The organism is Wenjunlia vitaminophila DSM 41686 (genome assembly GCF_000380165.1).
GTDB lineage: Bacteria > Actinomycetota > Actinomycetes > Streptomycetales > Streptomycetaceae > Wenjunlia > Wenjunlia vitaminophila.
The window spans coordinates 191,054-205,935 of record NZ_KB904735.1 but is presented as its reverse complement, the minus strand read 5'-3'; the positions used below and the strand labels follow the sequence as shown (position 1 = coordinate 205,935).

Below are 14,882 nucleotides of genomic sequence, written 5' to 3'. Positions count from 1 at the left end.
GGGCTGCCCAAGACGACGACTGAGGAGGACGGGGTTCCGGGTCCGGTCATGTGGATGCGGACGCAGAACTGGTTGCGGATCGAGTCGGGGTACACGGGTCCGATCGACGGTGTGCCGGGGGTGAACACCTACGCCGCGTTGCAGCGCAACATGCGGGACCACTGGGGTTACACCGGTCCCATCGACGGCGTGCCGGGGACCTACACCTGGATGGCGGTCCAGCGCCTCGCCGCGGCCTGGGGTTACACCGGTCCCGTCGACGGAGTCATGGGCCCCAACTCCTGGCGCGGCTTCGCCCGCTTCATCAACCAGGACAGCTGGGACTGAACCCCAGGACGGAAACCCGGCGGCGGCGCACCCCGGCCGGGGGCACCCGGTCCCCCCTCCCCCGTGCCGCTCCGGCACGGGGGAGGGGGGACCGGGGCTGGTTCAGACGCCGGGGAAGAGCGTGCGCAGGTCGTCCAGGGTGACCGCGCCGGTGGTCGCGGTGCCGGCGGGGACCCGCTCCCCGGCGAGCCGTCCGGTGAACAGGCGCACCAGCGCCTCCGGGGTCAGGGCGAGGGTGGAGTCCGCCGCCTCGGGAGCGGTGGCGGTGAGCGAGACCCGGTCCGCAATGACGAGTCCGAGCACCGGCTCGGGGTCCCCGGTCTCCACCCGGATGGTCGCCTCGCGCCCTGACCAGGCGTCCGGCTTGGCGAGGAGGTGGAAGAGGAAGCCCACCGGGCCACAGAGCAGATCGGTCAGAAGTTCACTGGCCGGGCCGGAGAGCACCGCCCCGGGGTCGGAGGCCACCCGGACGTCCCAGGAGTGGTTGGCGATCTCGAACAGCCGCATGGCGGACATCTGGGTGACGTCGATCGGCATCGGCAGGAACGACAGGGTGATCCGCAGGTTCTGCCGGGCGTCCGCGTCCAGTTCCTCGAAGGCGTTGACCAGCGAACCGTGGAACGTCACGAAGCCGTCGGCCTGCTCCCGGACGCCCAGCGCGTCCCAACGGTCCCACACCGCCTGGTGGTCCTCCGGCCCCGGTGCGGGCCTGCCGTCCCTGGCACTGCGCAGGACCGCCTCGGTGATCTCCGCCCCACTACCGAGGTGGCTCAGGACCTGGGCGACCGACCACTCGGAGGCGCCGGACCGGGCGGCGAGCGCCGCGTCGTCGAGGCCCTTCAGGTGGGCGACGAGGTCCTCGTGGGCGTCCCGCAGGGCGGCTATGGTCTGGTCGGCGGTCATTCGGCGTCCTCCCGGGGTGCGCAACTCGGTACGGCTCGGCGGCGGGGGCCGCGGACGGTCGTGGGGTGGGTCACGAGGGCGATCGGCTCGCTCGTGGCGCTGACGCTAACACAGGCCGGAGGATGCCCTCCGGCTCACCGTGGGACTCCCCGGTGACCACCGTCGGGGCGGCGTGGATCACCGTGTTCCAGGGTGAACTGACTGGGCGTCAGTCGTTGGCGGAGGCGGACCGGGTGGCCCCGTCGGCGGTCCCCGCCCCGGCCCGGCGGCGCTCGTTGACGGGCGCGGCGACGTCCCGTTCAGCCGGCTCGAACGCGGCTCTGGCCCGGGCGACCAGGGTTCGTCCGGCCGGACTGCTCGGTCCACCGGACCGCCAGGCCAGGGCCAGGCGTCCGCGCATCGCCGGATGAGTGAGGGCGATCGTCCGGAGCGCCCCGGTCCGCGCGCTGGCGAACGCGTGGGGCAGCACCGCCGCTCCCAGGCCGCGGGCGGCGAACCGGGCCAGGGTGTCCGGATCGGTGGCCTCGAAGGCGATTCGAGGGGTGAAGCCCGCGGACGCGCAGGCCTCGTCAAGCAGGGTCCGCAGCCCGGTGCCGCGAGGCAGGCTGATCAGCGCCCGGCCGCGGAGCGTGGCCAGGGAGACGGCGGTGTGCACGGCGAGTTCGTGGTCGTGGCCGACCGCGAGGACGATCGGTTGGTCCACCACCACCTGCACCTCGAGGTCCGGCGGGGTGCGGCTGCTGAGGCTGATCAGCGCCAGGTCGAGACGGCCGCCGCGCAGGTCCTCGGCCAGACGCTCGGAGTCGCCCTCGGTGAGTGTGATCTCCACCGCGGGGTGGTCCGCGTGGTAGCCGGCGAGCAGGCCGGGCAGGTCGATGTCGTGGGAGGTCACCGCCCCCACGGCGACGTGGCCCCGGAGCAACCCGGTGAACTCGTCCACGGCGAGCCGGACGCCCTCCACCGCGGTGAGCGCGGCCCGGGCGTAGGGCAGGACCGCCGCGCCGACCTCGGTCAGCCGTACCTCGCGGCCGGTGCGGTCCAACAACTCCTGGCCCAGTTCGCGCTCGAGCCGGCGGACCTGGGAGCTGACCCCCGGCTGCGCCACGTGGAGGCGTTCGGCTGCCCGGGTGAAGTTCTGTTCCTCGGCCACGGCGACGAAGTACCGGAGCTGGTGAAGTTCCATAACCACAGATTCTAGTTCTCATATTCATCATCTCTTGGACTTATGTGAGGGCGCCGGCGCAGAGTGGTGAGGCGCCTGCCAGGGCGAGTCCGCGCGGCCCCGGGGACGAACGGGGCCGGGGGCGGACGTGACCGACAGCACGAAGGAGTCCCCATGTCTGGAACCCGCGAAGCCGCCGCCACCCCGGAGGACCTCACCCGACTGTTCGTGGAACGGGCCAACGCGGGCGACGCCGAGGGCCTGGCCGAGCTCTACGCCGCTGACGCCGTGCTGGCCTTCCCTCCCGGGTCGTGCACGGTCGGTCGGGAGGCCATCAGGACGGTTCTGGAACAACTGCTGCGGCACGCGGAGGAACCGTTCGTGCAGGAGGAGCTGCTGCCCACGGTCCGCTACGGCGACCTGGCGCTCACCTCGACCCGTGCGGCGGACGACACCGGGGGTCGGGTGCAGGTCGCCCGCCAGCAACCGGACGGCACCTGGCTGCGGATCATCGACCGACCCGAGATCCGGGCGGGCCGGTGACCGTCCTCGTCGCGGGGGCGGGGATCGGGGGGCTGACCGCGGCGCTGAGCCTGCACGCCGCGGGCATCGACGTGGTGGTGGTGGAGTCCGTCCGACGCGTCAGGCCGCTGGGCGTGGGGATCAACCTGCTGCCCCACGCGGTGCGGGAGCTGACCGAGTTGGGCCTCGGGGACCGGCTGGCGGCCACCGGCGTGGCCACGGCCGAGAACGTCTACTGCGACCGGTCGGGCGCCACGGTGTTCACCGAACCACGCGGAAGGGCCGTCGGCTACCACTGGCCGCAGTACTCGATCCATCGCGGCGAACTCCAGTTACTCCTGCTCGCCGCGGTCCGGGAGCGGCTGGGGTCCGACGCTGTCCGCACCGGTCTGCGCCTGGTGGACTTCACCGACCCGGACCCGCGGGGCGCCGCTCCGGTCCGGGTGCGGCTGACGGACCGGGCCACCGGGGAGACGGTGTCGATGGACGCGGAGGCGCTGGTCGGCGCGGACGGGCTGCACTCGGTGGTGCGGGCCCGACTGTGTCCGGGGGGCGACCCGCTGCTGTGGTCGGGGGTGCGGATGTGGCGCGGGGTGACGGAGGCCGACCCGTTCCTCACCGGCCGCTCGATGGTGATCGTTCCCGACGGCGACGCGGAGTTGGTGGCGTACCCGATCGGCCGGGGCCGGATCAACTGGGTCTGCCAGGTCAGGGTGGCTGAGCCGGGGCCGCTGGCCGAGGACGCCGGGTGGAACCGCGCCGGCCGGCTGGGGGACGTGCTGCCGCACTTCGAGCACTTCGCCCTCGGCTGGCTCGACGTGCCGGGCCTGCTGTCCGGGTGCCCGAGCATCCTGGAGTACCCGATGGTGGACCGTGATCCGCTCCCGACGTGGGGACGGGGCCGGGTCACCCTGCTCGGGGACGCGGCGCACCCGATGTACCCGGTGGGGGCCAACGGCGCGTCCCAGGCCGTGGTGGACGCCCGGGTGCTCGCCTGGGAACTGGCCGCGGCCGGGGATGACGTCCCGGCAGGGCTCGCCCGCTACGCGTCCGTCCGCCGGGAGGCCACCACGGCGGTGGTGCGGGCCAACCGGGCGATGAGCCGGGCCAGTGGGCGCACCGCCCGGGAACTGGCCCGGATCACCGACGTCTACCGGCGGAACACGGGCAGTGAGGTGGCCCAGCTCAACTCCCGGGCCTCGCTGGCCTGGCCGGGCCCCGTTCGCTGACCGCCGACCGCGGTGGACGCGCGTGGGTCAGTACACCGAGACGCCGTAGGCGTTCAACACCTCGCGGATGGGCTGGAAGTAGCTGGTGCCCCCGCTGGCGCAGTTCCCGGAGCCACCGACCAGAATCCCGATGACCTTGTCGCCGGAGTAGAGCGGGGCCCCGCTGTCCCCCGGCTCGGAGCAGATGTTGGTGCGGATCAGGCCGGTGATGGTTCCCTCGGGGAAGCTCACGCTCTGGTTCAGGGCCAGGATCACGCCGCAGTGGACCCCGGAGGTGCCGCCGCGCATGCAGACACTCAGGCCCACGACCGGGTCCTGGACCCCGGTGATGTCCACGGACCCGATGGTGCCGGGCCTGGGCACCGCGCCGTTGGCGTAGGCGACGAGGGCGTAGTCGTTGCCGGGGAAGTCGACGGACACGGTGGGGCCGACCGTGGTGGTGCGGCCGGCGTCGGCGTACCAGGTGGAGCCGACGCCGGCGCAGTGGCCCGCGGTGACGAAGTAGTCGGTGGTGCCCTTGCGGACGTTGACGCCGACGGTGCAGCGGTAGGCCGATGTGTAGGCCGCGTCGCCGCCGGACAGCCGCAGCGTCAACGGTGTGTCCAGCCGTTCCACCCTGACAGCGGAGCCGTACCGGTCAGCCACCCGCTGGACGGCGGCCAGGTCGGCGCCCCGCACGGTCGGGTCGACCTGGATCCGGAGCGTGTCGCCGGAGGCGTCCGCACCCCAGGCGACACCGGTCCCCCGGACGGTGTCCTGGAGCTGGGCGGCGGCGGTCCGTGCGGCCGGGGCGGCGGCGCCTGCCGGGGAGTCGGTGGCCGCGGCGGCACCCGGGACGGCCAGCGCGACCGCGGCGAGCAGCCCGGAGACCACGGCGAGGATTCGCGTACCCCTCCCGGTCCGACGACTGGCGACCAAGCGTGACGTGTTCACCTGAACCTCCTCATGGGGGCACAGGCGCACGGTCGGCCTGCACCCGGGCGGGTGGTGGTGCCTGCGTTCCCCCACCTGGACCCTGGCGCGTTGACGGCACATCTCGCTCGGACTTGAATCGTGCATGAACGGTACTGAACGAACATAACCGGGCACTAACCGAAGCGTTGTGAGACCCACCGTCAGGTGGTCGGCAACACCAGATGCCGTGCCATGGTAGGCCAGACCGTTACTCGGTGTCAGGAGCATGTCATCACACTGCTTGCCCGGCAACCGAAAGGCGGTGCCGATGTGACCCCAGCACTCGCGAACCGCGTCCTTCCCCTGGTGACGGCGGGGTTCATCTCGTTCGTCAGCCTGGGCTCGACGAGCCCCGCCCTGGCGGGTGCCACCTCAAGGACCAACCGCGCCACCACCACCTTCGCGGACGAGTTCGAAGGCCCCGCGGGCAGGGCCGTCGATCCGGCGAGGTGGCAGACCGAAACCGGAAACAGCGCCAACAACCACGAACGGCAGTACTACACACCGGGCAACGCCAACGCCGCCCTGGACGGCGTGGGACACCTGGCGATCACCGCGCGCAAGGAGAACCCCGGTGGGTACCAGTGCTGGTACGGCCCGTGCCAGTACACCTCGGCCCGGCTGAACACCGCGGGCCGGTTCAGCCAGGCCTACGGGCACTTCGAGGCCCGGATGCGGATGCCCCGGGGGCAGGGGATGTGGCCGGCCCTGTGGATGCTGGGCACGGACTACGGAACCGTCGGCTGGCCGGCCAGTGGCGAGATCGACATCGTGGAGAACGTGGGCTTCGAACCCGGCACGGTGCACAGCACCGTCCACGGCCCCGGCTACTCCGGCGCGAACGCCGTCGGCACCAGCTACACCCTGTCCGGGGGGCGGGCGTTCGCCGACGCGTTCCACACCTTCGCCCTCGACTGGTCCCCCCACCGCATGAGCTGGTCCGTGGACGGCCGGGTCTACAACCGCCGCACCCCCGCCGACCTCGAGGGGAAGCCCTGGGTGTTCGAGAAGCCCTTCTTCCTCGTCCTCGACCTGGCGGTCGGCGGCTACTGGCCGGGTGACCCCGACGCCAGCACCGTGTTCCCGCAGCAGCTCCTGGTGGACTACGTGCGGGTCAGCACCGGCGACTCGGCGGGCACGGTCCAGGCCTTCCACGACGCCCGGGGCCGGCACCACGTCAACGGCTCCTCCGGCCGGTGGCGCACGGTCGGGTCCGGCGGGGTGGTGTGGGCGCTGGGCCGGTACTCACGGCTCACCACACCCCGCACCACCCACCGCTCCCGGGCCCGGCTGCGAACGTGCCCCGACACCCGAACCCAGAAGTGGACGACGCCCCCCGCTCGGGACACCTTCGATCCACGGCGGAACCGGTGCCGGCGCGACGAGGTGCCCCCGCTGGGCAGGGACGTCTAGCGCGGACTCGACCCGCGCCGCGGCCCTGGTGGGCGCGGGCACCAGGGCCGCCGGGCATCCGCGCCGTTCCCCCCGACCGGCGAACGGCTACGATCACCGCCATCACAGCGGGCGCCCGCCCGGGGGAGCCACGTCAGGGAGTGGGGACGGCACGTGCACCAGTGGACCAAGATCCGCCAGGAGGCCGCCTGCTTCGAGGACGAGGCCGTCCTGGTGCTCAACAAGCCCGCGGGCATCTCCGTGATGGGCGAGCGGCACGAGACCGACCTGGTCACCCTCGCCCGCGAGGCCGGCGAGGAGCTGTTCCCGGTACACCGCATCGACAAAGTGACCTCCGGGGCGATCCTGTTCGCCAAGGACATGCGCTTCCACCCCGATCTGACCCGCCAGTTCAGTCGGCGCACCGTGGACAAGGCCTACCTCGCCATCACCCGTCCCGGCGGTCTGCCCGCGCGGGGCACCATCGAGCTGCCGCTGAGCGTGGGCCGCAAGAACCGGGTCCGGATCGCCGCCCAGCGCACCGCCATCGAGACCACCCGCACCCCACTGCCGGGACAGGACGGCGTGCCCGGAGCCGAACACGGTCGGTGGTCGGTGCCCCCCGGGGAGGTCTTCACCGAGGTGCGCACCTACCCGTCGGAGACCACCTTCACCCGGGCGTGGCAGGACCCCCGGAACGCGGTGCTCGTCGTGGAACCGGTGACCGGGCGGCGGCACCAGATCCGGGTCCATCTGGCCTGGATCGGTCATCCGATCGAGGGGGACCCGCTGTTCGACAAGGGCAGCGCGGCGCGCGGGGAGCGCACCGCGCTGCACTCCTGGCGGCTGGCGTTCGACGCGGCCTGGACCGGCGGGACCCGGGTGACCGTGGAGGCCGAGCCGGGGTCGGACTTCTGGTCCCCGGTCCACGACCGGCTGCCCGACGGCGGTCCGGCAGCCGTGCTGCGGACGGCTGCCGCCTCCCCCTCCGCGCCCCGGGACCGGCACCAGCGCCCGTGAGCACACCCGGCCGGAGGGGCGGCCAGGCCGCGGGCACCTCGAGGAGCCGACCGGACACGTCGCGGCCATACTGGGTCCGACGTCCACTGGCGGTCGCCCTGATCACGTTCCGCTGGGAGGTGCCGTGAACCGCACCCTCGTCGGGCTCGGCCCGATCCGTCGGCTGGCCCTGGCCGCCGTGCTGACCGCCTGCCTGCTGTCCGCGACGGGGCCGGCGCGCAGCGAGTCGTCCCCGGGGGCCACCCGGGTGATGCTCCTCGGCGACTCGATCACCGGCTCCCCCGGGTGCTGGCGCGCCCTGCTGTGGCAGCGGCTGCTCGACGGGGGGTACGGGGACGTCGACTTCGTGGGCACCCTCCCCCCGCGGAACTGCGGCGGACTCCCCCATGACGGCGATCACGAGGGCCACAGCGGCTACCGCGCCACCGGCATCGCCGACCGGGACCAGCTCCCCGACTGGCTGGCGGCCACCGATCCGGACGTGGTGGTGATGCACCTGGGGACCAACGACGTGTGGAGGCACGTGCCGAACGACGAGGTCCTGGACGCCTTCACCACCCTGGTGGAGCAGATGCGGGACCACAACCCGCAGGTCCGGGTACTGGTCGCCCAGATCATCCCCATGGCCCCGGCCAACTGCCCCGGCTGTGCCCGCCAGGTGGCCGCCCTGAACGCGGAGATCCCCGGCTGGGCCCGGAGCATGACCACTGCGCGCTCGCCCGTCACCGTGGTGGACCAGTGGACCGGTTTCGACACCGCCACCGACACCCGCGACGGCGTCCACCCCACCCCTTCCGGTGACCGGAAGATCGCCGACCGCTGGTACCCGCCGCTGGCCGCGGCGCTGGCCGGGGGCGCCTAGCGTGCCGCCGTGAGCGTCCGGTGCGGCAACGGCGCTCCCCTGGCGGGCAACGAGCCCGCCGGGGGCGTCGCCGGGTGGGTCGCGGACCTGATGGGCACGCTCGGGGCCCCGGGGGCGGGGCTGGCGGTGGCCCTGGAGAACCTGTTCCCTCCGTTGCCCAGCGAGGTGATCCTGCCGCTGGCCGGCTTCGCGGCCAGCCGCGGTGAGATGAACCTGCTGGCGGCGCTGGCCTGCACCACCGCGGGCTCCGTTCTCGGCGCGCTGGTGCTGTACGCCGGGGGCGCGCTGCTGGGTCTTGACCGCACGCTGCTGATCGCCGCCAAGCTGCCGCTGGTCAGGCCCGAGGACGTCGTGCGGACACAGGCGTGGTTCGCCCGGCACGGGACAAAGGCGGTGTTCTTCGGCCGGATGGTTCCGGTCTTCCGCAGCCTGATCTCGATCCCGGCAGGGGTGGAGCGCATGCCCCTGGGCACCTTCGTCACCCTGACCGCCCTGGGCAGCGCCCTGTGGAACACCGCCTTCGTCCTCGCCGGGTACGCGCTCGGCGACAACTGGGACCGGGTCACCCACTACGCCGGGATCTACTCCACCGCCGTGGCGATCGGCCTGGGCACGCTGGTGGCGGCGTTCGTCGCGGTGCGGCTGCTGCTCCCCGGCCGTCGGCGCGGACGGCGCCGCCACCGGGACGGACCGCGCCGGTGAGGGGCGGCCCGGGGACGGCGACCAACCGGCGCCCACCACCGGGCCCGAGGTGCTGTCCCGAACCCTGAGCACGGCCTGGTCAGCGAGCTCCACGACCGTGCCCTCGTCGCACAGCGGGCGTCGGGTTCCGTGGTGGCGACGAAGGCCGGTGGCAGTCCGGTCAGCCGTACATCGCCACGCGGTAGAGGGTCGCAAGCGCGTCGTCGATGGGATGGGGCTGCGGCTTGCCGGATGGGTCAAGCGTGTTCCACCTCTGCATGTTCACCGCGACGGCCATCTGCCGCCTGCCGTCGGCACGGGTCATGGCCAGCGCCCCAGCACCCCACACCGTGCCGCCGTGACCCCAGAAGGTGCCCTGGTCCGGCCCTCCCATCGGGTGCAGGCCGAGGCCGTAGTCGCCCGTCCTTCCCTCCTGGGAGACGACCGGGACGGTGCGCTGCATCTGCGCCAGCGACGACGGACTGACGATCTCCCCGGCCAGCAGCAGGCCGTAGAAGCGGTTGAGGTCCGTGACGGTCGATATCAGCGAGGCCGACGGCCCCACCCACGACATGTCGTAGACGCTGTAGTCGCGCGGTGGGTCGATCATGCCGAACCACGCCTCGTAGAGCTGCGAGTGCGGCCCGTCGACGTTCGGTCCGGCAGGGAATCCGGTGTCCCGGAGCCCGGCGCGCTCGATGACGTCCCGGGTGATGTACTGCTCGGTCGTGGTGCCGGTCACCTGTTCCAGGAGCTGGTCGAGGAGCAGGTAGTTGGTGTTGGAGTACGCCCCCGGCGTACCGCCCGGGGCGCCGGCGGCGGGTGCGGTGACTCCCATCTCGATGAGTTCGGTGGGGTCGAACCGCGTGAACCGGTGGTCGTCCAGGCTCTGGGGCCGCGTCTCCGCGACGACGGGGAACGCCTTGAAGGAGGGGTAGGCGTACGGGAGGTACTCAGCGAGGCCGCTGGTGTGGTTGATCAGCATCCGGACCGTGATCGCGTCACCGCGTTCCCCGGGGACCAGCTTCGGCAGGTACCGGCCGATCGGCGTGTCGAGCCCGATCTGACCGCTCTCGACCTGCCGGAGGACCGCCGCGGCGGTGAAGGTCTTGGTGATGCTGCCGACGCGGTGACGCATGCCGGCGGTCACGGGGCGGCCGGTGGTGACATCAGCGACCCCGGCGGCGCCGCACCAGACCTGCTCGCCGTCCCGCACCTCGGCGAACAGGCCCGGCAGCCCCGCGCGGTGGACGTTCTCGATGGCGGCGTCCAGCGCCGCGGGATCCAATGGGTTCGTCACGACATGCGTCCTTTCGCATTGCTCGGGGTGAGCTCCACATCGGTTGCCCGACCCGGGTGACAGGGCACGCGTGGCACGTCGACCCGCCTGCTGCCGGGTCGCTCGGCACGCCCATGTCCTCATTATGCACGCAGTGCGTGCAACACCAAGTGCATGAGGTAGGCTGAGCTCGACGAGAGGGGCGAAATGGCAGGTCGAAGGCGTTGGTCGACCGAGGAAATCCTGGATGCGGCAACGGAGTTGCTGCGCACGAGCGACGCGGAGTCGTTCAGCGTGCGCAAGCTCGCCGCGACCCTCGGGACCGATTCCTCCAGCCTGTACCGACACTTCCGCAGCAAGACGGAACTGCTGCGCGCGGTCGCCGACCGGATGCTCCTGGCCTCCATGGACGACTACCGCGCCGAGGGCGACTGGAAGCAGCGCATCACCGCCTTGGCCCTGCGCGTGAGAGAGGCGTTCGGCCAGCAGCCCCAGCTCGCCGCGGTCTGGGGACGGTACGCGTCAGGCGGCGCCGGTTCCCGGCTGGTCATGGAAGAGGTGCTGCAGGCCCTGCGCGCGTCGGGCCTGCCCGACGAGGAGATCCCGGCGCGCTACCACCGGATCGCGGTCCTCATCGCCGCACTGATCACCTCCGAGGCCGGAGTCAGCACCATCACCCCGGAAGAGTACGAAGAGGGCATGGAGCTGTTCCGCGTCGCGGTACTCGGCGCCGACCCCGAACACTTCCCCGCCCTGGCCCACTTCGCCCGCGACGTCCGCCCCCTCGGGGTGGACCGCCGCGCCGCGTTCGAAGAGATCCTCGCCGCCCAACTCGCCCACATCGAGGCCGCTGTCCGCCCGAGCCAGGGCCTGTCTGATAAGTAGCGCCGTCCGCCCGGAGGGCGGGGGTCGCGGCGTCTGGTGCGTGCGATCGCAAGGCGGAGGGTCGTCCTCGTACTGGGCGTACATGGACGATCCCGACAACGCAGCGAGCGTGCGTGCCAGGCGTCACGACCCAGGCGGGATTCATCAGACAGGCCCTGGTGCCGCGGCCGAGAACCTTGACCGAGGTGGGATCTGCCAGGTGTCCGTGCCGATGGATGCGGTGCAGGTCAACTCGAGGTCGTGACACGGCGTGTCAGTTCTCTGATCTAGGGTCGCCGCATGGCTGAGCCCTCCTTCCTGACCGCCGTGCGCGAGTCGTACGACACGGTCGCCGCCGACTACGTCGAACGCGTCCCGCCTCCCGCCGAGATGGACCCTCTGTCACGCGCGATGCTGGCGGGGTTCGCCGAGCTCGTGCGGACGGCTGGGCTGGGGCCGGTCGCGGACCTGGGGTGTGGCCCCGGTCGTGTGACGGCGCACCTGGCCGGGCTGGGGGTTTCCGCCTTCGGCGTCGATCTGTCGCCGAAGATGATCGGGCTGGCTCGGCACGCCCATCCGAATCTGCGGTTCACCGAGGGCTCGATGACCGCGCTGGAGATGAGGGGCGACGAGCTCGGCGGCATCCTGGCCTGGTACTCCACCCACCACACGCCCCCGCGGTGGCTGCCGACTGTGTTCGCCGAGTTCCACCGCACGCTCGCGCCCGGCGGCTACCTGCTCTGGGGGGACTATGTCGGCGATGAAAGGCTGCGGCCGACCCAGGGCTATGGCCGTCCGGTGTCCTACGAGTCGTATCTCCTGCCGCTGAACCGCGTGGTCGGCCTGCTGGAAGAGGCCGGACTCCTCGTCACCGCGAGGCTGGAGCAGGAGCCCGGCGGACGGGTGAACAGACCGCACGCCTGCCTGCTGGCCCGCAAGCCCGAGGGGACCTGACGGGGCTTGTCGCTGCGGCGAGGGCGCTCGTGCCGGATCGCCGGCGGTCACGGCGTGGCGGTCAGGCCGCGGGGTTGACTGCCACCTGGCCTCAGCCGCCCCCTGAGTCCTCCTCCGTGAGCACCCGGGTGGCGATCAGGGCGATGTCGTCCCGCCGGGCTTCGGACCTCGACCACGCCAGGATCTGGTCGCAGAACAGGTCGAGCGGGGCGTTGGCCAGGGCGGAGGCGTGGCGACGGAGCCGTTGCAGGCCCTGCTCCACGCTCTCGCCCGGCCGTTCCACCAGGCCGTCGGTGTAGAGCAGCAGGGTGCTGCCCGGTGGGAGGGGCACCACGGCTCCGATCCGTGGGCGCAGCAGGACCCCGAGCAGCAGCCCGGTGGCTTCTTCCAGGTAGGTCGCCCTGCCGTCCCGGGTGACCAGCAGGGGGGGCGGGTGCCCCGCCACGGTGTAGTTGAACTGCCAACCACCGTCCTCCCCCTGCTCCACGCGGGACAGCACACAGGTGGCCGTGGTCTCCTCGTACAGCGTGTGGATGGTGACGTCGAGACGGCGGACGATCTCCTCCGGAGGCTCCTGGCGGTCCAGGGTCAGGCCGCGCAGCATGTTCCTGAGCTGGCTCATGGTGACCGCCGCGGACAGGTCGTGTCCCGTGACGTCCCCGATGGCCAGCACGACGGGTCCCGACGGCAGCACGAACGCGTCGTACCAGTCACCGCCGACCTCTGCGGCGGCGGAGCTGGGACGGTAGCGGGCCACCATGTCGAGTCCGGGCACCTCGGGCGGTTCGCTGAGCAGACTGCGTTGCAGGGCGAGGGACACCGCCTGGGTGCGCTGGGAGCGCACGGCGTGGCTCAGCAGGGCGTCGGCGTTGTCCAGGATCTGCCGCAGCATCTCCATGTCGTCGGTGCTGATCGGCTCCCGGTCCCCGCAGACCGTGGCGCCGATCACCGCCGCGACCGCCCCGTCCACCAGGACGGGCAGCAACACCTGGCTGTTCGCCCGCGCCGCCTCGAGCCAGTCGCGGGTCGCCGCGGGGGCGACGCTCTCGGCGATCCTCCCGGGATCGAACCTGGAGTAGATCGGGCGGCGTTCCGCGACCACCCGGCCCAGGATTCCCTCCGGACGGAAGCGGACCTCGCCGAGCGGTGGGGGGACGGGCAGCCCCGCGCGGACGGTGATCGCGGCCCGCTCCACCACCAGCGGGATTCCCGGCGGTGGCTCGGCCGACTGGGGGAACAGGTAGATGTCACAGGCGTCGGCGAGGGCCGGCACGACGACGTGCGCGAGGGCCGGGAGCATCTGGTCGAGCCGCAGGGTGTCCGAGGTCGCCGCCGCGGCGCGGGCCAGCAGCTCCTCCCTCCTGTGCCGGTCCTCCACGTCGGTACAGGTGCCGATCCACTCCATGACCCGGGCGTCTCCGCGGACCGGCACCGCCTTGAGCTGGTGGTGTCGGTGGCTGCCGTCCCTCATCCGCAGCCGGAACAGGCTCTCGAACGTCTCCGGCACCTCGGCCAGGGCGTGCGACCAGCTCTCCTCCACGCCCGGGCGGTCCTCCGGGTGGATGGCGTCCAGCCAGCCACGGCCCCGGAACTGCTCCCAGGGCTGGCCGGTCGCCGCCTCCCAGCCCGGGCTCGGTTCGATCACCCCGCCGCCCGCCGAGGTCACCCAGATCATGTCGGTGGAGGCCCGGACCAGGCCCCCGTACCGCTCGAGGGTCCGGCGCAGTTCCTCCACCAGGTTCCGGTTGCGCCGGGCAGCCGCCACCTGGTCGGTCACCTCGACCGAGACCACGAGCACCCCGCGGTCCCGCTCGGGCACGGTCACGGCGGACAGCCAGAAGGTGAAGAAGCGTTCCCGTTCCGGGGACTCGGCCTCCGCGTCGTCGGGGAAGCGCATCGTCACCGGGTGGTCACGGATCTGCAGCGGCTCCCCCGTGCTGTAGACGTGGTCGAGGGCCCTGAGCTGCTCCATGGGCACCAGGTCGGGGAAGACCACCCGGGTCGGCCGACCGGTCGGGCGGTCACCGAAGATGCGGCGGCAGAGGTCGTTCATGTAGGACACGACGTGCTCGGGGCCCATGGTGACCAGCACGCCCACCGGAGCCCGGTCGACGACCTCGAGCCCCAGCCGGTCATCTGTGTCCATCGGTCCACTCCCTGCGCGGCTGCACCGGCGATGAGTACCCCGTCGGGGCGGGGACATGCCCCCGTCCACGTGTGTGGTCGCCCCCGCGGGGGTCCGGCACCGGCGCCCCGGATGTCCCACGCAACGGTGTGCCCCGGCGGACTCCGTGGTGCCCAGGGGGTCGGGGGAGCCGCGCCCCGCCCCCGGCAGTGCGGCCGACGTCCGTGGCAGCGGCGGACCGGCGCGGTACGTTGGTAGGGCGCCGGTCGGTGGTGGCCCCGGTCGTCACGTCCGGCGCGTTGAACCACGGAGCCGGTACGGCCCCGAGGCGCCACGGTCGGGACGGCTCCACGAGACACCATCGAACGGAGGAGCCGGAATGAGCTGCGGCAAGTGCCTCTTTGACCCGCCCAAGCCTCCTTACGGTTCGCAGTACCAGGGTGCCCGGGTGGACTTCGACGACGACGACCCGCCGCAGGAGACGACGACGCCCTGCGGCCACGCCGAGTGCGCGGCGGCGGAGGCGGCCCCGCACCGCCACTGAACCACCGTCACACCGCGACCATCACTGACCGAGCGGCGCCGTCCACGGACCGGCACCGCACCCT

Annotated in this window: 15 protein-coding genes; 10 read left to right on the top strand and 5 right to left on the bottom strand. The window is 72.4% G+C overall.

Annotated features, from left to right (window positions below):
- The coding region (locus A3IG_RS0127830) for a peptidoglycan-binding domain-containing protein (protein WP_018386869.1) at window positions 1-327 on the top strand (327 nt) is incomplete at its 5' end.
- Window positions 328-429: 102 nt separating this feature from the next.
- On the opposite strand, the gene A3IG_RS0127825 is transcribed toward A3IG_RS0127830, so the two are convergent.
- Window positions 430-1,230 carry a maleylpyruvate isomerase N-terminal domain-containing protein gene (locus tag A3IG_RS0127825; protein WP_018386868.1) on the bottom strand — a complete coding sequence of 267 codons (801 nt, stop codon included), beginning with the start codon at window positions 1,228-1,230 and terminating at the stop codon, window positions 430-432.
- A gap of 208 nt (window positions 1,231-1,438) precedes the next feature.
- Window positions 1,439-2,413 carry a LysR family transcriptional regulator gene (locus A3IG_RS0127820; protein WP_018386867.1) on the bottom strand — a complete coding sequence of 325 codons (975 nt, stop codon included), beginning with the start codon at window positions 2,411-2,413 and terminating at the stop codon, window positions 1,439-1,441.
- A gap of 153 nt (window positions 2,414-2,566) precedes the next feature.
- On the opposite strand from A3IG_RS0127820, the gene A3IG_RS0127815 reads away from it, so the two are divergent.
- Together A3IG_RS0127815 and A3IG_RS0127810 are read left to right on the top strand one after the other, a co-directional pair.
- A complete protein-coding gene (locus tag A3IG_RS0127815) occupies window positions 2,567-2,935 on the top strand; it encodes a YybH family protein (protein WP_018386866.1) in 369 nt (122 codons plus the stop codon).
- Window positions 2,932-4,143, top strand: a complete 1,212-nt coding sequence (locus A3IG_RS0127810; RefSeq protein ID WP_018386865.1) for a flavin-dependent oxidoreductase — start codon at window positions 2,932-2,934, stop codon at window positions 4,141-4,143. The genes A3IG_RS0127815 and A3IG_RS0127810 overlap by 4 nt, the downstream gene beginning before the upstream one ends.
- 27 nt (window positions 4,144-4,170) lie before the next feature.
- Here the strand turns inward: A3IG_RS0127810 and A3IG_RS0127805 are convergent, their stop codons facing one another.
- Window positions 4,171-5,076, bottom strand: coding sequence for a S1 family peptidase (locus tag A3IG_RS0127805; RefSeq protein ID WP_236719108.1), 906 nt, complete (start codon window positions 5,074-5,076; stop codon window positions 4,171-4,173).
- A gap of 291 nt (window positions 5,077-5,367) precedes the next feature.
- Between A3IG_RS0127805 and A3IG_RS31610 the strand changes: the two genes are divergently transcribed.
- The 4 genes from A3IG_RS31610 (at window position 5,368) to A3IG_RS0127785 (ending at window position 9,073) form a co-directional block, all read left to right on the top strand.
- Window positions 5,368-6,510, top strand: a complete 1,143-nt coding sequence (locus tag A3IG_RS31610; RefSeq protein ID WP_018386863.1) for a glycoside hydrolase family 16 protein — start codon at window positions 5,368-5,370, stop codon at window positions 6,508-6,510.
- A gap of 153 nt (window positions 6,511-6,663) precedes the next feature.
- Window positions 6,664-7,509 (top strand): RluA family pseudouridine synthase, encoded by an 846-nt coding sequence (locus tag A3IG_RS0127795; RefSeq protein WP_018386862.1) that lies wholly within the window; start codon window positions 6,664-6,666, stop codon window positions 7,507-7,509.
- A 124-nt stretch (window positions 7,510-7,633) separates the two neighbouring features.
- Window positions 7,634-8,371 carry an SGNH/GDSL hydrolase family protein gene (locus A3IG_RS0127790; RefSeq protein ID WP_018386861.1) on the top strand — a complete coding sequence of 246 codons (738 nt, stop codon included), beginning with the start codon at window positions 7,634-7,636 and terminating at the stop codon, window positions 8,369-8,371.
- Between the two features lie 9 nt (window positions 8,372-8,380).
- The gene (locus A3IG_RS0127785; protein ID WP_018386860.1) at window positions 8,381-9,073 is read left to right on the top strand and encodes a DedA family protein; all 693 of its coding nucleotides are present in this window, start codon (window positions 8,381-8,383) and stop codon (window positions 9,071-9,073) included.
- Between the two features lie 160 nt (window positions 9,074-9,233).
- On the opposite strand, the gene A3IG_RS0127780 is transcribed toward A3IG_RS0127785, so the two are convergent.
- Window positions 9,234-10,352, bottom strand: coding sequence for a serine hydrolase domain-containing protein (locus A3IG_RS0127780; RefSeq protein WP_026220743.1), 1,119 nt, complete (start codon window positions 10,350-10,352; stop codon window positions 9,234-9,236).
- Window positions 10,353-10,538: 186 nt separating this feature from the next.
- Between A3IG_RS0127780 and A3IG_RS0127775 the strand changes: the two genes are divergently transcribed.
- Together A3IG_RS0127775 and A3IG_RS0127770 are read left to right on the top strand one after the other, a co-directional pair.
- Window positions 10,539-11,216, top strand: a complete 678-nt coding sequence (locus A3IG_RS0127775; RefSeq protein ID WP_040912456.1) for a TetR/AcrR family transcriptional regulator — start codon at window positions 10,539-10,541, stop codon at window positions 11,214-11,216.
- 279 nt (window positions 11,217-11,495) lie between these two features.
- Window positions 11,496-12,149, top strand: a complete 654-nt coding sequence (locus A3IG_RS0127770) for a class I SAM-dependent methyltransferase (RefSeq protein ID WP_018386857.1) — start codon at window positions 11,496-11,498, stop codon at window positions 12,147-12,149.
- A gap of 91 nt (window positions 12,150-12,240) precedes the next feature.
- On the opposite strand, the gene A3IG_RS0127765 is transcribed toward A3IG_RS0127770, so the two are convergent.
- A complete protein-coding gene (locus A3IG_RS0127765) occupies window positions 12,241-14,295 on the bottom strand; it encodes a SpoIIE family protein phosphatase (protein ID WP_018386856.1) in 2,055 nt (684 codons plus the stop codon).
- 358 nt (window positions 14,296-14,653) lie between these two features.
- On the opposite strand from A3IG_RS0127765, the gene A3IG_RS34455 reads away from it, so the two are divergent.
- The gene (locus A3IG_RS34455; RefSeq protein WP_018386855.1) at window positions 14,654-14,818 is read left to right on the top strand and encodes a hypothetical protein; all 165 of its coding nucleotides are present in this window, start codon (window positions 14,654-14,656) and stop codon (window positions 14,816-14,818) included.
- The last annotated feature ends 64 nt before the right edge of the window (window positions 14,819-14,882 follow it).